Annotated in this window: 23 protein-coding genes, 1 other RNA gene and 1 other annotated feature; of the genes, 6 read left to right on the top strand and 18 right to left on the bottom strand. The window is 42.9% G+C overall.

What is annotated here, in order from left to right; genetic code table 11:
• Window positions 1-36 precede the first annotated feature (36 nt).
• The 4 genes from JJ692_RS08875 (at window position 37) to JJ692_RS08860 (ending at window position 2,985) form a co-directional block, all read left to right on the top strand.
• The gene (locus JJ692_RS08875) at window positions 37-765 is read left to right on the top strand and encodes an amino acid ABC transporter ATP-binding protein (protein ID WP_024423116.1); all 729 of its coding nucleotides are present in this window, start codon (window positions 37-39) and stop codon (window positions 763-765) included.
• 13 nt (window positions 766-778) lie between these two features.
• Window positions 779-1,588 carry a transporter substrate-binding domain-containing protein gene (locus JJ692_RS08870; RefSeq protein WP_103131897.1) on the top strand — a complete coding sequence of 270 codons (810 nt, stop codon included), beginning with the start codon at window positions 779-781 and terminating at the stop codon, window positions 1,586-1,588.
• A gap of 77 nt (window positions 1,589-1,665) precedes the next feature.
• Entirely contained in the window at window positions 1,666-2,319 is a 654-nt protein-coding gene (locus JJ692_RS08865) for an amino acid ABC transporter permease (RefSeq protein WP_024423118.1), read from the top strand.
• Between the two features lie 15 nt (window positions 2,320-2,334).
• On the top strand, window positions 2,335-2,985 hold the full coding sequence (locus JJ692_RS08860; protein WP_024423119.1) for an amino acid ABC transporter permease: 651 nt from the start codon (window positions 2,335-2,337) through the stop codon (window positions 2,983-2,985).
• Window positions 2,986-3,086: 101 nt separating this feature from the next.
• Here JJ692_RS08860 and JJ692_RS08855 read toward each other — a convergent pair whose 3' ends face one another.
• The 8 genes from JJ692_RS08855 to cymR all read right to left on the bottom strand — a co-directional run bounded on the left by JJ692_RS08855 (window position 3,087) and on the right by cymR (window position 9,984).
• Window positions 3,087-3,218 (bottom strand): YrzQ family protein, encoded by a 132-nt coding sequence (locus tag JJ692_RS08855; RefSeq protein WP_003216198.1) that lies wholly within the window; start codon window positions 3,216-3,218, stop codon window positions 3,087-3,089.
• Between the two features lie 20 nt (window positions 3,219-3,238).
• Window positions 3,239-3,430 (bottom strand): hypothetical protein, encoded by a 192-nt coding sequence (locus JJ692_RS08850; protein WP_003216308.1) that lies wholly within the window; start codon window positions 3,428-3,430, stop codon window positions 3,239-3,241.
• A 13-nt stretch (window positions 3,431-3,443) separates the two neighbouring features.
• Window positions 3,444-3,962: a PRC-barrel domain-containing protein gene (locus JJ692_RS08845; protein ID WP_051170124.1), complete on the bottom strand. Its 519-nt coding sequence runs from the start codon at window positions 3,960-3,962 to the stop codon at window positions 3,444-3,446.
• Between the two features lie 111 nt (window positions 3,963-4,073).
• Window positions 4,074-6,458, bottom strand: coding sequence for an SF1B family DNA helicase RecD2 (recD2, locus tag JJ692_RS08840; protein ID WP_149126431.1), 2,385 nt, complete (start codon window positions 6,456-6,458; stop codon window positions 4,074-4,076).
• A 19-nt stretch (window positions 6,459-6,477) separates the two neighbouring features.
• Window positions 6,478-7,131, bottom strand: a complete 654-nt coding sequence (locus tag JJ692_RS08835; RefSeq protein WP_056767976.1) for a tetratricopeptide repeat protein — start codon at window positions 7,129-7,131, stop codon at window positions 6,478-6,480.
• A 59-nt stretch (window positions 7,132-7,190) separates the two neighbouring features.
• The gene (mnmA, locus tag JJ692_RS08830; protein ID WP_103131895.1) at window positions 7,191-8,309 is read right to left on the bottom strand and encodes a tRNA 2-thiouridine(34) synthase MnmA; all 1,119 of its coding nucleotides are present in this window, start codon (window positions 8,307-8,309) and stop codon (window positions 7,191-7,193) included.
• 94 nt (window positions 8,310-8,403) lie between these two features.
• A complete protein-coding gene (locus JJ692_RS08825; RefSeq protein ID WP_041086402.1) occupies window positions 8,404-9,546 on the bottom strand; it encodes a cysteine desulfurase family protein in 1,143 nt (380 codons plus the stop codon).
• Between the two features lie 18 nt (window positions 9,547-9,564).
• Window positions 9,565-9,984 (bottom strand): cysteine metabolism transcriptional regulator CymR, encoded by a 420-nt coding sequence (cymR, locus tag JJ692_RS08820; RefSeq protein WP_024423125.1) that lies wholly within the window; start codon window positions 9,982-9,984, stop codon window positions 9,565-9,567.
• 208 nt (window positions 9,985-10,192) lie between these two features.
• On the opposite strand from cymR, the gene JJ692_RS08815 reads away from it, so the two are divergent.
• Window positions 10,193-11,458: a replication-associated recombination protein A gene (locus JJ692_RS08815; RefSeq protein WP_076840405.1), complete on the top strand. Its 1,266-nt coding sequence runs from the start codon at window positions 10,193-10,195 to the stop codon at window positions 11,456-11,458.
• A 60-nt stretch (window positions 11,459-11,518) separates the two neighbouring features.
• On the opposite strand, the gene JJ692_RS08810 is transcribed toward JJ692_RS08815, so the two are convergent.
• The 6 genes from JJ692_RS08810 to JJ692_RS08785 form a co-directional block, all read right to left on the bottom strand.
• Window positions 11,519-12,669, bottom strand: a protein-coding gene (locus JJ692_RS08810; RefSeq protein WP_206534427.1) for an IS3 family transposase whose coding sequence is annotated in 2 segments (ribosomal slippage) — window positions 11,519-12,396 and window positions 12,396-12,669 — 1,152 coding nt in all. Because the reading frame shifts where the segments join, the coding sequence is not laid out codon by codon here.
• A gap of 114 nt (window positions 12,670-12,783) precedes the next feature.
• Window positions 12,784-13,548, bottom strand: coding sequence for a tRNA threonylcarbamoyladenosine dehydratase (locus tag JJ692_RS08805; RefSeq protein WP_024423127.1), 765 nt, complete (start codon window positions 13,546-13,548; stop codon window positions 12,784-12,786).
• A 92-nt stretch (window positions 13,549-13,640) separates the two neighbouring features.
• A non-coding RNA gene (ssrS, locus tag JJ692_RS08800) (6S RNA) lies at window positions 13,641-13,821 on the bottom strand.
• Window positions 13,822-13,898: 77 nt separating this feature from the next.
• Window positions 13,899-15,677 carry an aspartate--tRNA ligase gene (aspS, locus tag JJ692_RS08795; protein ID WP_206534426.1) on the bottom strand — a complete coding sequence of 593 codons (1,779 nt, stop codon included), beginning with the start codon at window positions 15,675-15,677 and terminating at the stop codon, window positions 13,899-13,901.
• A gap of 18 nt (window positions 15,678-15,695) precedes the next feature.
• Complete coding sequence (gene hisS, locus JJ692_RS08790) at window positions 15,696-16,970, bottom strand: histidine--tRNA ligase (protein WP_024423129.1); 1,275 nt, start codon at window positions 16,968-16,970, stop codon at window positions 15,696-15,698.
• A gap of 73 nt (window positions 16,971-17,043) precedes the next feature.
• Window positions 17,044-17,282: a binding site (T-box leader), on the bottom strand.
• Window positions 17,283-17,340: 58 nt separating this feature from the next.
• Complete coding sequence (locus tag JJ692_RS08785) at window positions 17,341-17,511, bottom strand: YrzK family protein (protein ID WP_003216250.1); 171 nt, start codon at window positions 17,509-17,511, stop codon at window positions 17,341-17,343.
• A gap of 137 nt (window positions 17,512-17,648) precedes the next feature.
• On the opposite strand from JJ692_RS08785, the gene JJ692_RS08780 reads away from it, so the two are divergent.
• Window positions 17,649-19,229, top strand: a complete 1,581-nt coding sequence (locus JJ692_RS08780; RefSeq protein ID WP_122631820.1) for an N-acetylmuramoyl-L-alanine amidase family protein — start codon at window positions 17,649-17,651, stop codon at window positions 19,227-19,229.
• Window positions 19,230-19,326: 97 nt separating this feature from the next.
• On the opposite strand, the gene dtd is transcribed toward JJ692_RS08780, so the two are convergent.
• The 4 genes from dtd to recJ form a co-directional block, all read right to left on the bottom strand.
• Complete coding sequence (gene dtd, locus JJ692_RS08775; RefSeq protein WP_103131892.1) at window positions 19,327-19,770, bottom strand: D-aminoacyl-tRNA deacylase; 444 nt, start codon at window positions 19,768-19,770, stop codon at window positions 19,327-19,329.
• Between the two features lie 18 nt (window positions 19,771-19,788).
• Window positions 19,789-21,999, bottom strand: coding sequence for a RelA/SpoT family protein (locus JJ692_RS08770; protein ID WP_024427858.1), 2,211 nt, complete (start codon window positions 21,997-21,999; stop codon window positions 19,789-19,791).
• A 142-nt stretch (window positions 22,000-22,141) separates the two neighbouring features.
• On the bottom strand, window positions 22,142-22,654 hold the full coding sequence (locus JJ692_RS08765; protein ID WP_024423133.1) for an adenine phosphoribosyltransferase: 513 nt from the start codon (window positions 22,652-22,654) through the stop codon (window positions 22,142-22,144).
• Window positions 22,655-22,677: 23 nt separating this feature from the next.
• Window positions 22,678-25,002 (bottom strand): single-stranded-DNA-specific exonuclease RecJ, encoded by a 2,325-nt coding sequence (gene recJ / locus JJ692_RS08760; protein WP_206534425.1) that lies wholly within the window; start codon window positions 25,000-25,002, stop codon window positions 22,678-22,680.
• Window positions 25,003-25,017: the final 15 nt, after the last annotated feature.

Below are 25,017 nucleotides of genomic sequence, written 5' to 3'. Positions count from 1 at the left end.
TAGCTTTAGCCAATGAAACACAAGAGGAGGTTCTTCATGATCACATTCGAAGAAGTCAACAAGCATTATGGCCAGTTCCATGTACTTAAGGACATTAACCTACATATTCAAAAAGGGGAGGTTGTTGTGATCATCGGTCCTTCAGGGTCTGGTAAAAGCACGATGCTCAGGTGTATCAATCGTCTTGAAAGCATTGATGCGGGAAAAGTTCTCGTCAACCAAGTGTCTGTTCAGCATCCGAAGACCAACATCAATCTTGTTAGGCAAAATATCGGAATGGTCTTTCAGCATTTTCACCTCTATCCGCATAAGACGGTGCTTGAAAACATTATGCTTGCGCCGATGAAGGTCAAAAAAGTGAGCAAGGAAGAAGCAAAGGAAACAGCTGAATTTTATTTAAATAAAGTCGGCATTCCTGAAAAGGCAGACACCTACCCTTCACGACTCTCGGGCGGACAGCAGCAGCGCGTTGCCATTGCAAGAGGGCTTGCGATGAAGCCGGAGGTGATGCTTTTCGACGAACCGACATCTGCACTTGATCCAGAGATGATCGGCGAGGTATTAGATGTGATGAAGCAGCTGGCTCGTGAAGGCATGACCATGGTTGTCGTCACACATGAAATGGGCTTTGCCCGCGAAGTGGCTGACCGCATTGTCTTTATTGATGAAGGCAGAATTCTTGAAGAATCAACACCGGCTGCATTTTATGAAAAACCGCAAGAGAAACGTGCTCAATTATTTTTAAGCCGTATATTAAATCACTAGGGGGAATGGTTTGATGAAAAAAATGAAACGCTTTGGCCTGCTGCTCTTTATGACTTGCTGCATCGCCGCTTTGGCTGCTTGTGGATCTACTGAAAAAGGCTCAACTGATGCGAAACAAGGAAGTTCTTTAGAAGCCATTAAGAAAGACAAAAAAATCATTTTCGGTGTAAAAAATGACACACGTTTATTCGGTCTAAAAAATCCGAGCAGCGGTGATATTGAAGGATTTGATATTGACATTGCAAAAGCCATCACAAAGGAAATACTCGGCGATGAAGGAAAAGCAGAATTTAAGGAAGTGACATCTAAAACAAGAATTCCTTTGCTTCAAAAAGGGGATATCCATGCGATTGTTGCGACCATGACAATTACAGAAGAGCGTAAAAAAGAAGTCAATTTCTCAGATGTTTACTTTGAAGCAGGACAATCACTGCTTGTGAAAAAAGGAAGCGACATTCAATCCATTGATGATCTTAAAAAAGGAACGAAGGTGCTGGCCGTGAAAGGATCTACTTCTTCTCAAAATATCCGTGAGAAAGCACCTGAAGTATCCGTATTAGAATTTGAGAACTATCAAGAGGCTTTTACAGCTTTAAAATCAAATCAAGGGCAAGTGCTGACAACTGATAATGCGATCTTATTTGGTATGGCAGATGAGGATTCAAATTACGAAGTCGTCGGCGGCACCTTTACAGATGAGCCTTATGGCATTGCTGTGAAGAAAGGGGATCAAGAATTAACAGATGCGATCAATAAAGCTTTAAAAACGTTAAAAGACAATGGAGAGTATGACAAAATTCTTAAAAAATGGATCAAAGAATAACATTTGTTTCGTCAAGATCAATGCCTCAGGTGAGCCGCTCAAAGGCTCCCCTGTTAATCAGGAAGGAAGTGAACTGATTGCTGCGGTTTTCCATTCTCACTGAAAATGTTCATCTTTATTTAGAAGGCTTTAAATATACCATTGGTGCAAGTGTCATTGCTCTGATTGGAAGCTTTTTGATCGGTACACTCATTGCCATTATGAGAATTGCGCCATTTAGGCCGCTCAACTGGTTCGGAACGGCTTATGTTGAATTTATTCGGAATATTCCATTATTATTGATCACCTTTGTTTTCTTCTTTGGTTTACCGGTGCTGGGTATTGTAGCAGATGGCTTTACTGCTGGTACGATTGCTCTTGCCATTTATACGTCTGCCTTTATTGCTGAAGCCATTCGTGCAGGGATACAAGCTGTACCGCTCGGACAAATGGAAGCAGCCCGCGCCTCAGGTCTGTCATATGGCGGGACGATGCGGTATATCATTTTGCCGCAGGCGATTAAAATCGTCATTCCCCCTCTTGGGAATCAATTTATTAACCTTGTCAAAAACTCCTCGATTTTAGGTGTCATTGCAGGGTTTGATCTCATGTATCAAGGAGACCTTATTGCGTCTAGAACATTTGTGACGTTTGATGTCTACATCTTTGTTGCGATGTTCTATCTGCTATTAACCATTCCGCTCAGTTTAGGTGTTGGTTATTTAGAAAGAAGATTAGCAAGAAGCCACTAGAAAGGAGGAAACATCATGGATTTTATAGGTGCCTACCAACCTGATCATCTCGCCTTTTTACTTGAAGGATTTGCTGTCACCTTAAAAGTGGCTTTTATCTCCATCATTTTGAGCTTTATCATTGGATTAGTCGTTGGCACATTACGGTTCGCTCAAATACCGATTTTATCGAAGGTGCTTGCGGTAGTTGTAGAAACCATTCGGAACCTGCCACTTTTACTGATCATCTTTTTCACGTATTTTGCATTGCCTGAAATCGGCATCAAGCTAAGCATCACAGCCTCTGCCATTGCGGCTTTAACTGTGTTTGAATCCGCGATGCTGTCAGAAATTATTCGGAGCGGCCTTAAATCAATTGATAAGGGCCAGATCGAAGCAGCCAGGTCTTCTGGTTTAACCTATATTCAAACATTGAAAATGATTATTATGCCGCAGGCCCTGCGCAGAATGGTGCCGCCAATTGTCAGTCAATTCATATCTCTTTTAAAAGATACGTCGCTTGCCGTTGTCATTGCGCTTCCAGAATTATTGCATCACGCTCAAATATTAAACGGTCAAAGCCAATCCTATTTACTGCCGATTTTCCTATTGGCAGCTATGATGTATTTTGTCGTCAATTTCAGCTTATCCATTCTTGCAAGACGATTAGAATACAGGCAGGCATAAAAAGAACATCCGCTCTTGGCGAATGCCAGCGTATAGACCGGTTGGCTATCACGCTGAAAAAAACAAAGGGCTAAAATGAAGATCATTTTAGCCCTTTTTGTTTACATCATTCTCATAACACGTTTTCTTAGCTTTTTCATATCCCGCTTTGATGGCATATCATATCGGCTTGCAAAATGATATGCGAGTGCACCTGCACCAAGCGTTAATAGTGAAGAAGTCATTTTGCCCATTCGAAATTCCCCCTTAACACTTATAGTTGAATTGAACGTTCATCGTCACTAAACAGATCATCTAAGCTGCTTAGTGTCCCATCTTCCTCCACTTGGTGTGTAGATATTTTGCCTTTTGACAGCGTCAATTCAATAAAACAGCCCCAGCAATAATATTGATTGACCCCAATTTTTCCGATGTCTTTACATTTGCAATTTGGGCAAATGAGCATAATCAGCACCTCTTTACGTTCGGTTTAGAACCAGTGCTTCCTTTTGAACGTTCATCAAGGTTCCGGCAGCCTGCAGCTGTTTCCGAATCCCTGATAGCTCTGTAAAGAAGCCGTCCGAGAGTTCATATGCTACGATTGTGCCCGAATTTGAGCAAAAGTATACATCTTCCAAAATGCCTAAATTTTCACCATCAGGCGACTGCAACATTTTCTTTTTTAATTTCGAAAATAACAAGAATGGAGCAGAGGAATCCATGCCCACTCCCTCCTGGCAGCTCACATACAAACCTTTGTCTGTCAGCTGATCAAAAGCAGAAAATGGAACGAGTGCACAGTCTTTCTTTTTCCCCTCTAACACATATCCTCCGCAGCTGCCTCCGGCTAAAAAGCAAATATCTTTTATGGAACCAAGCGATTGGGACAGCTCATCTGTATAGATCGTCATTCCTTCAAGTTCTCGGCATGTTCTCAAAATGTGCTCAACCACCTTTTGCGGAACAGTCTTATCGTGTGCGTTTGCTTCATGACTCATACGAAGAAATGGCTTCCATGAACGGAATGGGTGAAGTTCTTTTCACGCTGAAAAGAAGACAAAGGGCTAAAATAAAAATCATTTTAGCCCTTTGTCAACAATCTGAACCTTCTACTCATGCATAAAATCAAACGGAGTGATTCCCTCCATGCCAATATTTGCGTCATGTACGCTAAACGGAAGCTCTTTTTGGAGTGCTTCAAGTTCTGCATCCATGATTTGTTCGGTTTGCACTAGCCGCATCGTTAAGGACGTTTGTCTGAGGGAATCCTCATTGTTTTTCACGCCCCACTCCAGCGCTGATTCCTCGCCGCACAGTATTAAAAACTTTTTACTGCGTGTAATGGCTGTGTACAGTAGATTCCGCCGAAGCATTCGGTAGTAGCTCCTGACGACTGGCAGCACAACAATCGGGAATTCACTTCCTTGTGATTTGTGAATAGAGCAGCAATAAGCATGTGTAAATTGATGAAAATCTTTTTTTGTAAAGGTGATTTCATTTCCATCAAAGGAGATCACAGCCATGTCTTCTTTTTCTGTATTTTCTTTTGCATAAAAAATCGAGACAATTTCACCGATATCGCCGTTAAAAATGTTGTTCTCCGGCTGATTCACAAGCTGAAGCACCTTATCACCTGTCCGGTACACCACATCACCAAACGGGATTTCTCTGCCCTTTGGTTTTTTAGGATTCAAAATGTGCTGCAGCATTTTGTTGAGCTCATTGATGCCTGCTTTTCCTTTATACATCGGTGCCAGCACTTGAATATCCTTTGCCGAAAACCCTTTTTGAGCAGCATTGCTGACAACTTTCTCAATGACTTCTTTCATTTGATCAGCTGAACACTGAATGAAGGACCGATCCTTTGAGCGTGCAGTGATATCCTTTGGCAGCACACCATTTTTCATATCATGTGCAAGTTCAACAATGGTTGAGCCGTCTGCCTGCCGGTAAATATCTGTCAGGGTAACAGCCGGCACGGCTTTTGAGGCAAGCAAATCCCGTAAAACTTGGCCTGGTCCGACAGATGGCAGCTGATGTTCATCCCCTACCATAATCACTTGGATATGATCAGGAATGGCTTTAAACAAATGATTCGCCAGCCAAATATCCAGCATACTTGATTCATCAATGATGACAAGCTTTCCTTCAATCGGCTGTTCCTCATCATGAGAGAAGCCCTCCGAACCATTCCAGCCTAGCAGCCGGTGAATGGTGACAGCTGGAAGCCCTGTTGATTCTGTCATCCGTTTAGCCGCCCGTCCAGTTGGTGCCGCAAGCACAAATGGGAAGGATTCATCTTTTTTATAATCACTCGGATCAAGAGAAACACCGTGAAGATCACTGTAAAGCTCGACAATTCCTTTAATGACCGTCGTCTTCCCTGTTCCAGGCCCGCCTGTTAAAAGCAGCATCGGGGACATGAGTGCCTTTTGAATCGCTTCCTTTTGTGTCGGTGCATATTGGACGCCTAACCGCTCCTCCAGCTCGCCAAGTGCCAGCAGGAATTCTGATTCAGGAAATTGATCTGCATATTCTGTTTGGGAGACGATTTTTTGAATGCGTTTGGCGACACTTTGCTCCGCATAAAATAAGGATGGATGATAGCAGCGGTCATCTTCAATGATCATTTCTTTTCCTTCGCCAAGTGCAATGATCTGATTGGCAACATCCATTTCAGTCACTTTGTAATCATTGCCGGTTTGGTTGAGCAGCTTGCGGGTTTCGACGATCAAATCTTTCGTTTGTATGTACGTATGACCGTCCTGTAGACTGGCTGTCTCCACTGTATATAGCAAGGCTGCGCGAATCCGTTCTGGGTCATTTCCTGAGATGCCTGTTCTAGCGCCAAGCTCATCCGCCTTAATAAATCCGATCCCCTCAACATCCTTAACGAGCTGATAGGGATTTTCCTCGATTTTCTGCAGTGTTTCACTCTCGTATACTTGGTAAATCTTCATGCTGAGCTGCGGACCAAAGCCATACTGATTCAGGCTGATCATGATTTGTTCCAGTCCTTGATGCTCCTGAAGCGCTGCGGCAAGCTTATCCGCCTTCTTTTTTGATAAGCGCGGTACATCATACAAAACAGCTGGGTCACGCATAATCTTATGAAGTGTCTGATTGCCAAGCTTCCCCACAATTTCTTCCGCCGTCTTTTTCCCTATCCCTTCAAATAAATCACTTGAGAGATAATGAATGATTCCTTGCTTCGTTGTCGGCACTTCCTTTTGAAAATGAGTGGCCTGAAACTGTTCACCAAATTTCGGATGGCTTGTCACTTTGCCATAGAAAGTGTAGGTTTCCTCCTCATGAAGTGCTGGGAAGTAGCCTGTGACAGATGCTGTTTTTTCCTCTAAGTTTTCCGATGTTTCAATGACTTTTACCTTTAACACCGAGTATAAATTACTTTCATTATGGAAAATAACGGCTTGAATGGTCCCCTTTAAAAACGGTTCGTCCTCAAGCTTCATTTGATCTGGATGTTCCTGCACAGGTCTTCCCTCCTTCCATCTATTCTGCCTCTTGAATCAGCTTTTGCGCATGTAGTGCCAGCATATGGTCAGGCTGCACGTCAATGGCTTTACCCAGCATTTCAAGTGCTTCGTCTTTTTTCTCTAAGTACGCATACGCAACCCCTAAATTATAAAAAGCATCTGCATGCTGCGGATCACGCGTGATGACTTCAGTAAAAGTTGTCACCGCTTCTTCCAGCATGTGTTCATTGGCTAAACACATGCCAAATTGGAATCTTGCTTCATTATCCTCTTCGTTTAGTTCAACGGCACGCTGAAGATATGGCATCGCAAGCTTTGGCTGCTCTAATTTGATGAGCGTCTGCCCGAGCATATAAAACAAATCACTATTTTCCATGCCGGCTTTTAGTGCTTGTTCAAAATAGTCTTTCGCTTTCATAAAGTCTTCTTTTAATGTATATACATTTCCTGCTCCATAATAGGCTGCAGCTGCGGTATGATCAAGTTCAATTGCTTTTTGAAAAAAGTTTAAAGCACGTTCAAATTCATTGATACTTGAAAGTAAGTTCGCAAAGTTAATATATGGAACCGGGTCCTTCGGGCTTTTTTCGATCGCTTTTGTAAAAGCTTCAGCTGCTTTTTCGATATTCCCTTGATTCAAGGCTTCTATGCCGATTTCGTTATGATTCATTCGCTCTCTCATCCTTTCATTAAAAAACCTCAACAGCGACGTTGAGGTTTTGAAACATGCTACACATACGACAGCTTTTGACCATCTTTGAAGACATCGTCAATTGTACCGCCGCCAAGACATTCGTCACCATCATAAAAAACAACCGCTTGTCCCGGGGTAACAGCACGAACAGGTTCATCAAAAATAACCATCGCTTCTTGCTCACCTGTCATTTTGACCTTCACATGGTGATCTTCTTGACGGTATCTGAATTTTGCTGTGCAAGTTAATTCACCGTTTTCTCCGACAATATGAGGACGAGTCCAGCTGATATTAACGGCTGAAATGCTTTCAGAGTATAAAAGTGGATTGTGGAAGCCTTGTTCAACAAACAAGATGTTTTTCTCCAAGTCTTTTCCAACGACAAACCAAGGATCACCGCTGCCGCCAATGCCAAGTCCTTGGCGCTGACCGATCGTGTAATACATCAGTCCATCGTGCTCCCCTTTTACTTCTCCGTCCATTGTCTGCATCACACCAGGCTGTGCAGGCAAATATTGACTAAGGAACGTTTTAAAGTTTCTTTCTCCGATAAAGCAGATACCAGTTGAATCTTTTTTCGCTGCTGTTGCGAGCTCTGCTTCTTTAGCTAATTCACGAACCCTTTTTTTCTCTAAATCACCGATTGGGAACATGACTTTATCAAGTTGTTCCTGTGTCAGCTGATTTAAGAAATACGTTTGGTCTTTGTTTGCATCAAGACCTCGCAGCATTTTGACTTCTTCGCCTGTTCTGTCAACACGGGCATAGTGTCCTGTTGCCAAGTAATCCGCACCAAGTGACAGTGCATGCTCAAGGAATGCCTTGAACTTAATTTCTTTGTTACACATGACATCTGGGTTTGGCGTTCTGCCCGCTTTATATTCATCAAGAAAATATTGAAATACTTTGTCCCAATATTGCTTCTCGAAATTCACTGCATAATAAGGGATTCCAATTTGGTTACATACGCGGATGACATCCTCATAGTCTTCCGTTGCTGTGCAAACACCATTTTCATCAGTGTCATCCCAGTTTTTCATAAATATGCCGATGACATCATAGCCTTGCTCCTTTAACATAAGAGCGGCAACTGATGAATCGACTCCTCCGGACATACCGACCACAACTCTTGTATCTTCTGGTCTTTTTGTCATCTTCATCAACTCCAATTTCAATGAAACAACATGCGCGTTTCGTTCTTCAGGTGCTTCGCTGTTTCATTTTTCACACACGAACAAAAGGAAGCATTTATTTGGCTAGGCGTTTGACAACAGCCGCTATCTTACGTGCCGCCTGCTTCACATGATCCTCTTCATTCCCAAGACCGAAGCTTATTCTGACTGAGGACGTCAGCTCTTTTGCTTCTTCGCCATACATGGCGCTTAACACGTGCGAAGGAAGGACAGATCCAGCCGTACATGCCGATCCGCTTGAAACAGCAATTCCTTCCATATCTAAATTCACAAGCAGCGATTCAATGGAGACGCCCGGGAAATGAACATTTAAAATGTGCGGCAATGTCTCTTTCGGATGTCCATTGATAGAGAAATTGAGAGATTCCTCTTCGAATACTTGCAGCATGGTTTCTTTGAGCTTACCATAATGCATCGCTTTTTCTCTTCTATTTTGCTTCGTTAATTGAACAGCTTCTGCAAGCCCAACAATTCCTGCCACATTTTCAGTGCCAGCACGGCGCTTTCTTTCTTGTTCGCCTCCGAATATTTGCGGAGAAAGCTTCACGCCTTCGTTTACATATAAAAAACCTGTTCCCATCGGACCATTCAGCTTATGGCCAGAAGCAGATAAAAGATCAATATGGAGATCTGCTGCATCAATGGGCACTGTGCCAAACGCCTGCACTGCGTCTGTATGAAAATGAGCAGTGTGATCACGCAGAAGTTCGCCAATGGCTTTGATTGGCTGAATCACACCTGTTTCATTATTGCCGTACATGACGGTCACAAGAATCGTATCATCTCTCAATGCTTGTTTTAATTGATCAAGATGAATCAATCCTGTTTCGTCCACATCTAAATATGTCACTTCAAATCCTAGTTTTTCTAGGCGTTCACATGTATGCAGCACCGCATGATGCTCTGTTTTCACAGTGATGATATGTTTTCCTTCATGCTGTCTTGCCATGGCAACACCTGTAATTGCCAGGTTGTCCGCCTCGGTTCCACCGCTTGTGAGGATGATCTCCTGCGGTTTACAGTGTAATTCTCCTGCAATGACTTCTCTTGCTTCATCAAGCCACTTTCTTGCCTCGCGCCCATATGAATGAATACTAGAGGGATTGCCAAATATCTCTGTAAAGTACGGCATCATCTTGTCCACAATACGCTGATCCATCGGCGTTGTGGCCGCATGATCTAAATAGATTCGTTCCATTTCCGGTACACCTCTGATCTAAATATAGAACATATACGAGTCTTGATCCCCGTCATCTGTGTAGCTTGCCAAGTCTTCAAGAGTTGTATTGTCTAGTACGTCTTTTACTGCATCACGAATACGAATCCATAGTTCACGCTTTGCTGGTTCTTCGTTTTCGATGACTTCAACAGGACTAATGGGTCCTTCTAATACACGAATAATATCACCTGCTGTGATCTCGTTTGGTTCATGTGCAAGAACATAGCCGCCATACGCTCCTCGGATACTTTTTACAAGACGGGCATTGCGGAGTGGTGATACAAGCTGCTCTAAATAATGCTCAGACAAATCATTGTTTTGAGCGATTGATTTTAATGATGTAGGGCCTTCGCCATGTTTTTTGGCTAATTCGATCATGATCGTCAGACCATATCTGCCTTTAGTTGATATTTTCAAGTTAAACACCTCTGCGTTTTCTATTCTATGTCATCAATTATTTTTCTGATTTCATATACGCTGATATATAGACCAAAAGCAATTATATCATACTTTCAGCCAACTTTCATTTACGGGTTCTGAGCATGATAGAAGGACGAATCCCTTTTCTATTTGAAGAATTTTCGGTACTCTATACAAACAAGACATTGCTATAGGAGAGATAATTATGAAACCTTTAGCGTACCGGATGCGCCCAAGTCATATTGAAGACATTATTGGGCAGGAGCATCTTGTTGGAGAAGGTCAAATTATTAGGCGGATGGTCGAGGCAAAACATTTATCCTCGATGATTTTATACGGACCGCCGGGCATCGGCAAAACATCGATTGCAACCGCGATTGCTGGCAGTACAAGCATTGCTTTTCGAACGCTGAATGCGGTCATTCATAACAAAAAGGATATGGAAGCTGTTGCCGCTGAAGCGAAAATGAGCGGCCAGGTGATCCTTATTTTAGACGAAGTCCACCGGCTTGATAAAGGAAAGCAGGATTTTCTTCTTCCTTATTTAGAAAATGGCATGATCATTTTAATTGGGGCAACGACGGCTAATCCCTATCATGCGATCAATCCTGCCATTCGAAGCCGGACACAAATATTCGAGCTGAAGCCGCTTGAAACAGAGCAAATCAAAGCTGCGTTAACAAGAGCCTTACAGGATGAGCATCGCGGGCTTGGCGGCTATGAGGTGACAGTGGACGATGAAGCGATGAATCATTTTGCCAATGGATGCGGAGGAGACGTGCGTTCTGCTTTAAATGCACTCGAGCTCGCTGTCTTATCGACAAAAGCTGATGAGACAGGGCATATCACAATCACTCTTGCCGCAGCAGAAGAATGTTTACAAAAAAAGAGCTTCTCACATGACAAGAATGGTGATGCTCATTATGATGTCCTCTCCGCTTTTCAAAAATCCATTAGAGGATCTGATACAGATGCGGCGCTGCATTATCTTGCCAGACTGATTGAAGCAGGAGACCTTGAAAGCATTTCAAGAAGATTACTCGTGATGGCTTACGAGGACATTGGCTTAGCCAGTCCGCAGGCAGGCCCCCGCGTGTTAAGCGCAGTACAAACAGCAGAAAGAGTCGGCTTCCCAGAAGCACGGATTCCGCTGGCGAACGCAGTGATTGAGCTGTGTCTTTCCCCTAAGTCTAATTCGGCATATAAAGCGATTGATGCGGCACTTGGTGACATTCGTACAGGGAAAATTGGAGAAGTTCCAGTTCATTTAAAAGATGCTCACTACAAAGGCGCTACAGCACTCGGAAGAGGCGTCGATTACTTATACCCACATGATTACGAAAACGGCTGGGTGAAGCAGCAATATTTACCTGATCCGCTGAAAAACAAGCAATACTATGTACCGAAACAAACCGGAAAATTTGAAGGTGCATTGAAACAGGTCTATGAAAATTTAAAACGCCAGAAATAAAAAAAGCCCCCTGCATGGGGGGGACTGACCCCCGTTTTTGAGACAGGGATCAAAACACCTTTATACAGCCAATTGCCGATAGTTGATCGGTGATTGGTTGTTTAGTTTTGTTTGAATACGAATGTTGTTATAATAATAAATGTATTCTTTGACAGTGCGTTCTACGATGGTGGTCGTAGTTCGATCAATGCTGTTAAGATAGAACGTTTCAGACTTTAGCGAGGAATGAAACGATTCGATGGAGGCATTATCAGCGGGCGTCCCTTTACGGGACATGCTCATGGTAATGCCTTTTATATGAACAGCTTTCTGATACTCGTAAGATGTATACACAGAACCTTGGTCGCTATGTAACACACAGTTTTCAGGCAGTGCTGGGAGCTGATCAAGTGTGTTTAAAATAAAGTCTGTGTCCTGCTTATCACCAATCGTAAACGCAATCACTTCTCCATTATATAAATCCAATATACTGGAAAGGTACAATTGTTTCTGTCCATAAGGCAAATACGTGATGTCCGTTACTAGTTTTTCAAGAGGGCGATCAGACTGAAAGTTCCGATCCAGTATATTACCGGCCACGGCATAGGGCTGCTCATTCTTCTTACGCTTTTTCATTTTAACCCGGCACTGCCACTGGTTTTTCTGCATGATACGTTGAACAGTTTTATGATTAATACGCATTCTCACTTTTAGTAAGGCTGTGATTTTTCGGTATCCATATCGATACTTGTGCTCTCGGCACAACGTGCCGATTTGTTTCTCTAGTTGTCTTTTAGAATGATTCTGATTCAGATTCTTTTTCCATCTATAGTACGAAGCGCGTGAGACGCCTAAATGGACACAGATGTCCTGTACTGTCATTGTTTTGCACAATTCTTCTACCAGTTTGATTGACGTTTCCTTATCAACTTCCTTTCCAATTCGTTGTACTTTTTTAAAACTTCATTCTGTTGACTCAGATAGCGATTTTCTGCCTGCAGTCTCTCTAATTCGGAAGAGTACTCGGGACCCTTTCTATGGGTATATTGTTTTCCAACAGGCTGTTCGAACCGGTGTGTATCCCCAGCCTTATGCCACCTCACCCATGTCTGAACCTGCGTTTTATTTTTGATATTCAATTCCCGCAAAATCTCTTTCATTGATACGCCTGCCAATCTCATTTCTACAGCCTTCTGTTTGACTTCAACCGGATAACTCACTCTTGTCCCCATAGAAAAAACACCTCCATGTTTTATTTCGGATCACAACGATCCGTTTTCAAACTTGAAGGTGTTTTTTATTTGTCTCATCTTATGGGGTCAGTCCCATGTTAGCAGGCGGGCTGTTTATTTATCCTTCACACGTGTAATCGGAATATCTTTTAAAAGCTTCATAATGACATGACCACCCATGATCAGTCCGGCAACAGACGGAACGAAGGCATTAGATGATGGCGGCATTTGCGCCTTGCGAATCTTCGCTTCATCATTTCCAACTTCTTTTCTGACATCTTCACGAATGACAATCGGACTTTCATCAGAGAAAATGACTTCAATTCCTTTACGAATCCCTTCCTTACGCAGGCGTGTTCTCACAACTTTTGCAATAGGATCGGTATGTGTTTTTGAAATATCATCAATTTTGAAGCGTGTCGGATCTGTTTTGTTCGCAGCTCCCATACTTGAAATGATGTTCACACCTCGTTTCAGACACTCTTTCATTAAATGAATTTTATAGTGAATGGTATCTGAGGCATCAATGACATAATCAAGCGGATACTCAAAAAATTGCTCGTATGTTTCCTCTGTATAAAACATCTTCAGCGCAACAACTTCACATTCTGGATTAATATCAGCGATTCTCGCCTGCATTAAGTCAACCTTTGGCTGGCCAACTGTCGATAGCAATGCTGGAAGCTGACGGTTTACATTTGTAATATCAATATCATCTTTATCAACAAGAACAATACGGCCAACGCCTGAACGCGCGAGTGCCTCTACTGCGAATGAACCAACGCCGCCCACACCAAGCACTGCAACTGTACTGTTTTTTAGTATATTTAAGCCTTCCTTGCCAATGGCAAGCTCGTTTCTTGAAAACTGATGTAACAAGTGCCTCACTCCACCTTTATTTAAAATGAATCGAAAGAATCATATCATATTCAGACTTCTCCGTCATCCTTCTCTAAAAGAAAAAAACACAAAAAAGTCCCGATGACGCCGCCAGCATTTCCTTCGTTTTGAACCCCGCACCATGCAGGTGGGTGCTTTCTTCCTGACTTTATAAGTCCTCTAAAGAGGCATTTATGCAGAAAGGAAAGGCAAGCTCCCGTATAAAAAAATGTTCGGTCAAAACTAGGTAACCACCGTACGTATCAGGACTTTATTTATTGATTGATGAAAGCATATCATAGGCATATTTCTTTTTCAAGCGTTTACATACCTATAAACATGCGCCTATTTTACTGTTTTACTTTTGTTTTAATCGCTAAACTCAGCTCATCAAGCTGCGCCTCGCTTACATGGCCAGGGGCATCTGTAAGAACGCAGCTCGCACTTGCCGTTTTAGGGAATGCAATCGTATCTCTTAAGTTAGAGCGGCCTGCAAGCAGCATCACTAAACGGTCAAGCCCAAGCGCGATTCCGCCATGCGGAGGAACACCATGCTCAAACGCATCCAGCAGGAAGCCAAATTGTTCGTAAGCTTCTTCTTTTGAAAAACCAAGTAAGCCAAACATCTTTTCTTGAATGTCCTTTTCAAAAATACGAATAGAACCTCCGCCAAGCTCGTAGCCATTCAACACAAGATCGTAAGCCTGGGCCTTCATGTCTTCCGGGCTTGTTTCAATTAATTCAAGATCATCGCGAACCGGCATTGTGAATGGATGATGGGCAGCATAGAAGCGGCCTTCTTCTTCATCCTTTTCAAGCAGCGGCCAATCGACAACCCATAAGAAATTGAATACAGACTCATCAATCAGTTCAAGCTCTTTACCAAGTTTTAAGCGAAGTGCACCAAGCGCATCATGGACAACAGACGTCTTATCTGCAACAAAGAGTAAAAGGTCGCCTTCTTCAACTTGCAGCTGTTCCTTTAATTCAGCTTGCTTTGCTTCATCAAAGAATTTAGCGATCGGACCTTTTAATTCAGTCCCTTCTGCTTTTAGCCAAGCTAGACCTTTTGCACCGTAGTTCGCTGCAAATGCACCAAGTGCATCAATGTCTTTTCTTGAGTAGTTCTCTGCAGCCCCTTTTACATTGATGGCTTTCACAGCTCCACCATTTTTCACAGCTCCGCTAAACACTTTGAAATCTGAGTCTTTTACCGTGTCTGAAATGTTCACTAGCTTCATCTCAAAGCGAGTATCCGGCTTATCAGATCCATAAGAATTCATCGCTTCATCGTATGTCATACGAGGTAATGGCAATGTAAGGTCTACGCCTTTGACATCTTTCATCACCTTCGCCATCATCTCTTCAGCAAGCGTCATGATGTCCTCTTGACTCATAAAGGACATTTCAATATCGACTTGTGTAAATTCCGGCTGACGGTCAGCACGCAAGTCTTCATCTCTAAAGCAGCGGGCAATTTGATAATAACGGTCCATCCCAGAAACCATCAGCAATTGTTTAAATAATTGCGGAGACTGAGGCAGTGCATAAAATTCTCCCTCGTGTACACGGCTTGGAACAAGATAGTCACGCGCACCTTCTGGCGTACTTTTTGTTAAAATTGGTGTTTCAATGTCTAGAAAGCCGTTGTCGTCTAAGAAATGGCGGAATGCTTTTGTGACTTCATGTCGCATTTTCATTGTTTCAAACATTGCAGGGCGGCGAAGATCCAGGTAACGATATTTTAAACGAACATCTTCTGATACCTCGTCTGCTTGATCTGAAATCACAAATGGAGGAGTCTTCGCTTCATTTAAAACGGTGACCGTTTCGACTTGAATTTCAATTTTGCCCGTTTTTAAATTTGGGTTGATCGTTGCTTCTTCTCTTGCGACAACCGTTCCTTTAATATCAAGGACATATTCATTACGGATTGATTCTGCTGTCTCAAGCGCCTCTTTTGATAAGTCTGGATTGAAGACAACTTGTACAATCCCTGTACGGTCGCGCAAATCAATAAAGATTAATCCGCCTAGGTCACGCCTTTTTTGAACCCATCCTTTTAATACAACTGACTGACCAATTTGGTCTTCTGTTACTTCTCCACAATAAAAAGTTCTACCAAACACAAACATTCCACTCCTTCTTTACGCTTTCTGGTGGGCCTTCAACATTTGAATCAGCTCATCAAGCTTCACTTCAATTTGTTCACCCGTTGTTGTATCTTTCACATTCACAATTTGCTGCGCTAGCTCATCTTCACCAAGAACTGCAATAAATTTGGCTTTTAATCGATCAGCCGCTTTAAATTGTCCTTTTAGTTTCTTCCCTGTATAGTCCATTTCACTTGAGATACCTTCTTTTCTCAGACGGTTTAATAATGAAACAGAATAATCCTTCGCTTCATCTCCGAGAGCAGCAATGTATAGATCAATACCATCCTGGAGAGGAAGCTCAATTCCTTCAGCATCGATCGCAGATAAGAAACGCTCAATACTCATCGCAAATCCAATCCCTGGTGATTCAGGACCGCCAATTCCTTCAACGAGTCCATCATAACGGCCGCCGCCGGCTAATGTTGTAATCGCACCAAAGCCTTCTGCATTACTCATGATCTCAAATGCTGTGTGATTGTAGTAATCAAGACCACGTACTAAATTTGGATCGACGACATACTCAATGCCTATATCTGATAAGTATTGTTTGACCTTTTCAAAATACGTCCGTGATTCTTCATTTAAATAATCTTGAATGGATGGAGCTGTTGTCATCAGTTCGTGGTCACGATCCTTTTTACAATCAAGAATGCGCAGTGGATTTTGATGTAAACGCGTTTGACAGTCGTGACAGAATTCCTCAATTCTTGGTTCAAAGTGCTTGACCAGTGCTGTGCGGTAGTCTGCACGGCTCTCTTTGTCACCAAGGCTGTTAATGACGAGCTTTAAGTTAGAAAGACCTGCTTTCTCATACACACTCATCGCAAGCGAAATGACCTCTGCATCAATAGCAGGATCCTTAGAACCAATCGCTTCTATCCCAAATTGATAAAATTGACGATATCTTCCGGTTTGCGGACGTTCATAGCGGAACATTGGGCCGATGTAATAAAGCTTTGTTGGCTGAGCCGGCTGTGCGAACAATTTATTTTCAACATAAGAGCGTACAGTTGAAGCTGTTCCCTCTGGACGAAGTGTGATGCTGCGTCCTTTTTTGTCTTCAAATGTGTACATCTCTTTTTGAACGATATCAGTTGATTCGCCTACTCCCCGTGCAAACAGCTCAGTATGCTCAAAAATCGGTGTGCGGATTTCTTTGTATTGAAAGGCTGCACATGTATCTCTCGCAATTTGTTCAACATACTGCCAGCGTTCTGACTCTCCAGGTAAAATATCCTGTGTGCCTCTTGGAATATTAAAACTCATTTTTCGTCCTCCTACGACCATCATTCATTTTTTATGTGGACATATAAAAAACCCCCGCCTCTACTATATGTATAGTAGGGACGAGAGTTATACCCGTGGTGCCACCCTAGTTGGAACATAATCCAGCATGTTCCCGCTCAAATCCTTAACGCAGATTCACGTTCTCCGCCTATTGACTCATTTTTAGAGCGTTCAGCAGGAAACCTACAGAGTGTTCTTTCGTGATAAATGCCATGCGGATTCGCTTTCAGCCTAAGGCGAGTCCTCTCTGCTCACGCAATTTACCCTACTATTCTCTATCATCAGTTCCACATTTTAAATTTTCAAGTGTGTTGATTTATATTATAATAAGGTCGGTGCTGCCACTCTGTCAACCCTTGCCGTGCCTCTTTTTCTTTTCCAGCTCTTCTTTTGACGTACATCCGTATTCAGATGCGGTCTCTTCAAGGAAGCCTGGCTGATCCATTTCGTCGTGCTGCCAGCGGTCGATATCACGATGTCCATTATATTGCACTCGTCCTAATTTTCTGCTTAATCTCATGTTTGTACATCCTTTTATCACATTTTTATTTAGTATAAACAGATTGATTCATTTTTATTAGGGAAACTGCAAGGAATTCATCCACTACATAACGAATTAACATTCATCGGTTTTACAAGGGAGGGGAAAACACCGTTTTGAATCTGAAAAAACACAATCAAATGATGATGCTGCTTACTTGTTTTGTTCTCATCGCGAGTTCTTTGCCTATGACACATGCTACAGCACAAACAGATCAAGCTGTTGTCGCAACAGATGAAATCAATGTGAGAACGGGCCCTGGTTTAAGCTATGGAATTGCAGCTGTTGTGAAACGCGGCGAAAGTTATCCTATTCTCACAGAACAAGGAGAATGGGTGCAGATCCAATTATCAAACGGACAAAAAGGCTGGGTCGTCTCATGGCTGATTACCACATCATCCGGCGCTCAAAAATCCGCGAAGCCAAAGGCGCAAGGTCAAAGCACGGCTGGAGGCAGTACAATTACATCGACAGCTTCCGATCTTCGCATCCGGACAGGCCCTGGGACTTCCTATCAAGTGATTGGTACTTTCCCGCAAGGCGCTACCGCTAAAAAGCTCGAGACAAGCGGCGAATGGACGAAAATTTCGTATAAACAAGCAGAAGGCTGGGTTCACTCTGATTATGTTTCAGGGGGGCAGAAAACTTCTCAATCAAGTTCCGGCGAGTCCTCTCGCTCTAACCAGACAGGCACAGTTGGCGTATCGAGCTTGAATGTGAGGCAATCGGCCGCACCAAATGCACAAGTCATCGCTTCACTTGCCCGCAACACACAGATCACCATTTTGCGAGAGCAGAACGGCTGGTATGAAATTGAGGGGAAAGGCGTAAAAGGCTGGGTTGCAAGCTATTACATTGTCACAGGCAAAGGAGCAGGCTCTGCACCTGAAAAGAGTTCATCCTCTTCGGCTTCTGAGCAAAAAGCATACATTGTCTATGACGGCACCAACATTCGAAAAAGCGCTTCTACCTCTGCTGGGATTGCAGAAAGAGCAACAAAAGGAGCTGCCTATCAAATTGTTCGGACGCAAGGTGACTGGTACGAGGTGACACTATCAAACGGCGGAACTGGCTACGTGGCGAGCTGGGTCGTTCAAACGAAGAAAAATAGCAGCGAAGCGCCAAGGCCTCAGCAGGATTCATCGTCTGGAACTGGTTCTTTAAAAGGAAAAACGATTGTTCTTGATCCTGGTCATGGCGGAAAAGACAGCGGCACGATTGGCGCAGACGGTGCATTTGAAAAGAACATCACCATCAAAACCGCCAATTTACTGGCAGGCAAATTAAGGGCTTCTGGTGCAAATGTATATTTAACAAGAAGTGATGATACCTTTATCAGCCTTCAATCAAGGGTGGCGACATCTCATTACCGAAATGCAGATGCATTTATTAGTCTTCATTATGATAGTTTTATGGACCAAAGTGTTAGAGGAAGTACAGCGTATTATTATCACGCAGCAAAAGATCAGCAGTTAGCGTCAAGCGTTCATTCCGAAGTCGCAAAACGCTCTCAAATCCCTGATAAGGGTGTCAAATTCGGAGATTACTTTGTTTTAAGAGAAAACAAACGCCCTTCCCTTTTATATGAACTCGGGTACTTAAGCAACCCTCAGGAGGAAGCGATCATTTATAGCGCCTCTTACCAAGAACGAGTCACAGAAGGAATGACTGAAGGATTAAAACAATATTTCCGTTAAAAAGAAAGAGGCCTCTGCGCCTCTTTTTTGTTTGACCGCAAAAGAAAAAGACTCTAAACAAACTCCCGCATGAGTTCATCTACAGTCTAAAGAGAATCTATTCTTTGCTGTCCATCAAGATCGTGACCGGTCCTGAATTGATCAATGACACGTCCATCATCGCACCAAAACGGCCAGTTTCGACATGGATGCCTTTTTCTCTAAGGGTTTTATTGAAACATTCGTAAAGCGAATTGGCTGCATCCGGCTTGGCGGCTTTCATAAAATTCGGCCGTCTGCCCTTTCTCGTATCACCATAAAGGGTAAATTGAGATACAGACAGAACGCTTCCTTTTATGTCCAATAATGAACGATTCATTTTCCCGTTTTCATCTTCAAAAATACGTAAATGTGCAAGCTTTTCAGCTAAGTAGAGCACATCTTCTTCTGTATCTTCGTGTGTGACACCAACAAGCACCATATAACCTTCGTTGATGGCACCTGTGATCTCTTCTTCTACTTTCACAGATGCATTTGTCACACGCTGCACAACAAGCCTCATAGACGATATACTTCCTTTCTAATTCATGAATCGGCGAACAGAGTAAATGTCTTTGATTTGCTTAATGCGTTCGACTACTTTGTGCAAATGGTTAATATTTTGGATAAAGATCGCCATATGGATCGTCGCCACTTTGTTACGATCAGACTTCCCAGAAACAGAGGAGATGTTCGTTTTGGTTTCGTTGACTGCTTGAAGCACCTCATTGAGTAAGCCGCGTCTATCATATCCTAATATTTCAATTTCCACATTGTATTCTTTACGGTTTTGAGCAGGCTGCTCATGCTCCCACTCGACCGGAATTAACCGCTCCTGTGCTTCTCCTGTCTTGACGTTCGGACAGTCCTCGCGGTGAACAGATACACCTCGGCCCTTCGTAATAAAACCGACAATGCTATCACCAGGAACAGGATTACAGCACTTAGATAAGCGGACAAGCAGGTTATCAATCCCTTTGACCCTTACGCCAGCTTCCCGTTTTTTCCCGTGATACGTCTTTGGTTCCACCGTCACTTCTTGAACGGTTTTCTCTTGCTCTTCTTGGTCTCTTTGTTTTCTTTCTTTTTCCGTTAAACGATTGGCGACCTGCAGTGCAGTAATGCCGTTATATCCAACAGCTGCATACATGTCCTCTTCGTTTGAAAAATTGAATTTGTCAGCCACTTTTTGCAGGTTTTCAGCGGTCAGAATGTCTTTGACGTCAAACTCAAGGTTTTTGATTTCTTTTTCCACGAGCTCTCGGCCTTTTTCGACATTTTCTTCACGGCGCTGTTTTTTGAAAAACTGTCTGATCTTGTGCTTCGCTTGGGAGGTTTGGGCAAGCTTGACCCAATCCTGACTTGGCCCGTAGCTGTGCTTTGATGTCAGAATTTCAATAATGTCACCTGTTTTTAGTTTGTGATCGAGTGTGACCATCTTGCCATTGACCTTGGCACCGATCGTCTTATTCCCAATTTCCGAGTGAATCCGGTAAGAGAAATCAATCGGAACTGAGCCCGACGGCAGTTCAATGACGTCTCCTTTTGGCGTAAACACAAACACCATATCAGAGAAGAGATCGATCTTTAACGACTCCATAAATTCTTCTGCATCTGTGGATTCATTTTGGAATTCAAGAATTTCTCTAAACCAAGAGAGCTTCTTCTGGAAGACCGCTTCTTCCGTTGATTCTGCTGACTCTTTACCTTCTTTGTATGCCCAGTGTGCCGCAATCCCGTATTCTGCAATTTCATGCATTTCCACTGTACGGATCTGAACTTCAAGCGGATCACCTTTTGGTCCAATCACCGTTGTATGAAGAGACTGGTACATGTTCGGCTTTGGCATCGCAATATAATCCTTAAACCTGCCCGGCATCGGCTTCCAGCAAGTATGGATAATTCCGAGCACCGCATAACAGTCTTTAATGCTGTCGACCAAAATACGAACAGCAAGCAAATCATAAATTTCATTAAACTGCTTATTTTGCAAGACCATTTTGCGATAAATGCTATAAATATGTTTTGGTCTGCCAGAAAATTCAGCCTTGATGTTCACCTCAGACACGCGGTCTTTCACTTCATTGACAACCTCGTCCAAGTATTCCTCACGTTCCGCTCGTTTGCGCTTCATCAGATTCACAATCCGGTAATATTGCTGCGGATTTAAATAGCGGAGCGCTGTATCTTCAAGCTCCCACTTAATCTTTGAAATCCCTAATCTGTGCGCAAGCGGTGCAAAGATTTCAAGTGTTTCATTTGAAATTCTCCGCTGCTTTTCCTGCGGAAGGTGTTTGAGCGTTCTCATATTATGAAGACGGTCTGCCAGCTTAATCAAGATCACGCGAATATCCTGCGCCATTGCAACAAACATTTTTCGATGGTTTTCGGCCTGCTGTTCTTCTTGTGATTTATATTTAATCTTCCCGAGCTTTGTGACACCATCAACAAGCATTGCTACTTCTTCGTTAAAATGCTCTTTTAAATCCTGTAATGTCACATCTGTATCCTCAACTACATCGTGCAGGAAACCGCCTGCAATGGTTGATGGGTCCATTTCAAGGTCAACAAGAATACCCGCCACTTGAATTGGATGGATAATATAGGGCTCACCAGATTTCCGGTATTGCTCCTTGTGTGCATTTTCAGCATATTCATATGCTCGCTCTATAAATTGAATATGTTCAGCGGACAGGTATTCTCTTGCCTTGTCAATGACCTGCTGCGCCGTTAAAACTTGTTCGTTCGCCATGGAATCACCTTTTTAAATGAAAACTGTATTGTAGTTTATTATCAAGAAAAATTCGATAGATGTAAAGAGAAGAAGTCCGCTAAAAGATTTTTGATAGGAAAAAAGCACCCTTCTTACTGAGTGCTTTTTACGAAAAACTCCATTAGTATTGCATTAACGTCATGATGTCGTAGCCGTCAAGCTTCTTTCTGCCGTCCAGATACGTCAACTCAATCAAAAATGCAATCCCTGCCACAACGCCGCCTAATTCCTCTACAAGCTTGATGGACGCTTCAATTGTTCCACCAGTTGCCAGTAAGTCATCTGTAATCAGGACACGCTGACCAGGACGAATCGCATCTTTATGAATCGTTAATACATCTTTACCATATTCCAAGCCGTAATCGACTTTAATGACTTCACGAGGAAGCTTTCCTTCTTTACGAACCGGTGCAAAACCTACACCAAGTGCGTATGCTACAGGGCAGCCAATAATGAATCCACGCGCTTCAGGTCCAACAATGAGATCAATGTCTCTTTCCTTCGCGTATTCAACGATTTGATCCGTTGCATAACGGTACACTTCGCCTTTATCCATTAACGTTGTAATATCTTTAAATTGTACACCTTCCTTTGGGTAGTCAGGTACAACTGTCACATATTGTTTTAAATCCATCTTTTCCTTTTCCTCCTCGTACGTCAAAGCACAGGTGAGACTTCGCTCATCATGCTATTCAGCCATTCCTTCAGCTCTTTAGCTGAGGAATATGTTAGTGTTTGATCGAGTTCCATCAATCGTTGTTTTGCTGTATAGGACGCTGACGCCGTTAAATCTTTTTTAGGGGCATCAAGTACTATTGACAGCACACCATTCTCTATTTTAACAAAACCGAGTTCAAAAAACACCTTTGTCATAAAAATGATTGTATCTTTTGTCCAGCCTCTATGTTTGGCAAGCTCCATTCCTTGTTCTTTGATAGGAAAACTTCCTCGTTTAAACAAGAACCCATAAAACCATTTGAATTGATCACGGCTTGGGAAAGAGGACATAAAATGATCTTCTTTTCTTTGAAAAACCGTATAAATTCTTGCAGGCTTTTGATTTTCTAAAAGCTGCTTCAGCAATTGCTCATCTGCGGGAACATCTGCAAAGACCACATACTTTCCTTGTACATCAAATGTTGATACATTTTCTGCATGAACGTGATGAATGGGGAGATCGACGTCCTGTTTTGTTGCTTCATCAAAACAGACAACCAATGATTTTTCTGAATCAAGTGTCGAAACTTTCTTCTCCCAATCCTTTTTCCCGCGCAGATCAAACAGCTGCCATTCATCAACTCGTGCATCTTTTAACATCAGCTGGGGCTTCTTCCGGTTATTCCATTCATTAACCGACATTTCTCCAATCACAGAAATGCGGCTTCCTGGAACAATTTCCTCTTTTAATTTCCCTTGGTGAAAGCCGACACAGTCAAGCAGTGTGTCTTCGTCTTTCAGAGACATTTTAATATGGTTGTGATTTGCCCCAATCGTTCGGATATCTTCAAGCTTCGCATCTTCAATCATAATGAACGGTTTTGGGTTTGACATACCAAATGGTGACAGCATCCCCGCTTCTTCAATCGCTTGAACCGTCAATTCGTCTATCTTGCACACGGCATCGACGCGCTGAATTGGAATAAAATCTTCTTCCGTCAATGTTTCATTTGCATATTGATTTAATCTTTCCCTTAGTAAAGATACATCATCCGCTCGAAGTGTCATCCCTGCTGCCATCGGATGCCCGCCGAAATGCGGCAGGATGTCGCGGCATTTGCTTAGATGGAAAAATAGATCGAAGCCAGGAATACTCCGGGCTGATCCTTTTGCCATTTGCGTCTCTTCATCTATTCCAAGCACAATCGCCGGACGAGAAAAAGTATCCGTCAATTTAGAGGCAACAATTCCGACAACGCCCGGATTCCAGCCAGCTTTCGCTACAACGATCGCAGACTGGTCATCACCTGCCTCTTCCACCATTTGAATGGCTTCTTCTGTGATCGTACTGACAATCTTTTGTCGTTCTTTATTCAGTTCCTGTACAAAACGAGCGAGCTCTTCTGCTTCATCCTTATCCTCAGTCATCAGAAGATGAACGGCTGGATCTGCCTGTTCAATTCGCCCAACAGCATTCAGCCTTGGCGCAATTTGAAAGCCGACCGTTTCCTCGTTCGCTTCTTCTAGAGTGGCTCCCGCTTCTTTCAATAACGCTTTCAGCCCCGGTCTATTCGACTGCCGAAGCTGCACAAGGCCTTTTTTGGCGAGCCATCTATTCTCATCGTGAAGCGGTACGAGATCCGCGATTGTCCCGATTGCTGCAAGATCTAACAGCTGAACTGGCAGCTCTCCAAGAAGTGCATGCGCCACTTTAAACGCGACACCTACACCAGCAAGTTCTTTAAAGGGATACTCACAGCCAGGCTGCTTAGGATGGACAATGGCAAGTGCCTCAGGCAGCTCCTCACTTGGTTCATGGTGATCTGTAATGATCAGGTCTAACCCTATTTCTTTTGCAATACGTGCTTCATTTACAGCAGCAATGCCTGTATCGACCGTGATGACAAGCGATGCTCCTTGCTCCTTGATATATCGAAAAGCCTGTTCATTAGGTCCATAGCCTTCTTTAAATCGATCTGGAATATAAAAGTCTACTATCGCAGACCGCTCTTTTAATGTATGTAAAAGTACAGACGTACTTGTCACACCATCTGCATCATAGTCTCCGAAGATCACAATCGATTCCTGCTCTTCGATCGCTTTGTTGATGCGCTCTACTGCTTCTTTCATCCCTTTTAATAGGAATGGATCATGAAATTCGGCTTTTTGATCAAATAAAAAAGACCTCGCCTCTTCTACTTCTTCAAATCCTCTTTTTACGAGAAGCGATGCAGTCAGCGCTGAAATATTCAGATTTTCAGAGAGTGATTTCACTTTTTCTTCGCTTGGATGTTCATATTCCCAGCGCATTTTGGATAATAACATAAATTCACCCCTCAA

Source organism: Bacillus sp. 3a, from assembly GCF_017161885.1.
GTDB classification, from domain to species: Bacteria; Bacillota; Bacilli; order Bacillales; family Bacillaceae; genus Bacillus; species Bacillus safensis.
This window is presented reverse-complemented; position numbering and strand designations above follow the sequence as displayed.

Bases quoted from the DNA above. Each gene is read 5' to 3' on its own strand.
- JJ692_RS08860 (WP_024423119.1), top strand. From the start codon at position 2,335: ATGGATTTTATAGGTGCCTACCAACCTGATCATCTCGCCTTTTTACTT.
- JJ692_RS08875 (WP_024423116.1), top strand. From the start codon at position 37: ATGATCACATTCGAAGAAGTCAACAAGCATTATGGCCAGTTCCATGTA.
- JJ692_RS08770 (WP_024427858.1), bottom strand. From the start codon at position 21,999: ATGGCGAACGAACAAGTTTTAACGGCGCAGCAGGTCATTGACAAGGCA.
- JJ692_RS08870 (WP_103131897.1), top strand. From the start codon at position 779: ATGAAAAAAATGAAACGCTTTGGCCTGCTGCTCTTTATGACTTGCTGC.
- JJ692_RS08785 (WP_003216250.1), bottom strand. From the start codon at position 17,511: ATGAGATTAAGCAGAAAATTAGGACGAGTGCAATATAATGGACATCGT.
- recJ (WP_206534425.1), bottom strand. From the start codon at position 25,002: ATGTTATTATCCAAAATGCGCTGGGAATATGAACATCCAAGCGAAGAA.
- JJ692_RS08835 (WP_056767976.1), bottom strand. From the start codon at position 7,131: ATGAATCATAACGAAATCGGCATAGAAGCCTTGAATCAAGGGAATATC.
- hisS (WP_024423129.1), bottom strand. From the start codon at position 16,970: ATGAGTTTTAATATTCCAAGAGGCACACAGGATATTTTACCTGGAGAG.
- JJ692_RS08815 (WP_076840405.1), top strand. From the start codon at position 10,193: ATGAAACCTTTAGCGTACCGGATGCGCCCAAGTCATATTGAAGACATT.
- dtd (WP_103131892.1), bottom strand. From the start codon at position 19,770: ATGAGGCTTGTTGTGCAGCGTGTGACAAATGCATCTGTGAAAGTAGAA.
- JJ692_RS08825 (WP_041086402.1), bottom strand. From the start codon at position 9,546: ATGGAACGAATCTATTTAGATCATGCGGCCACAACGCCGATGGATCAG.
- JJ692_RS08850 (WP_003216308.1), bottom strand. From the start codon at position 3,430: ATGCTCATTTGCCCAAATTGCAAATGTAAAGACATCGGAAAAATTGGG.
- JJ692_RS08845 (WP_051170124.1), bottom strand. From the start codon at position 3,962: ATGAGTCATGAAGCAAACGCACACGATAAGACTGTTCCGCAAAAGGTG.
- JJ692_RS08765 (WP_024423133.1), bottom strand. From the start codon at position 22,654: ATGGATTTAAAACAATATGTGACAGTTGTACCTGACTACCCAAAGGAA.
- JJ692_RS08855 (WP_003216198.1), bottom strand. From the start codon at position 3,218: ATGGGCAAAATGACTTCTTCACTATTAACGCTTGGTGCAGGTGCACTC.
- mnmA (WP_103131895.1), bottom strand. From the start codon at position 8,309: ATGACAAAAAGACCAGAAGATACAAGAGTTGTGGTCGGTATGTCCGGA.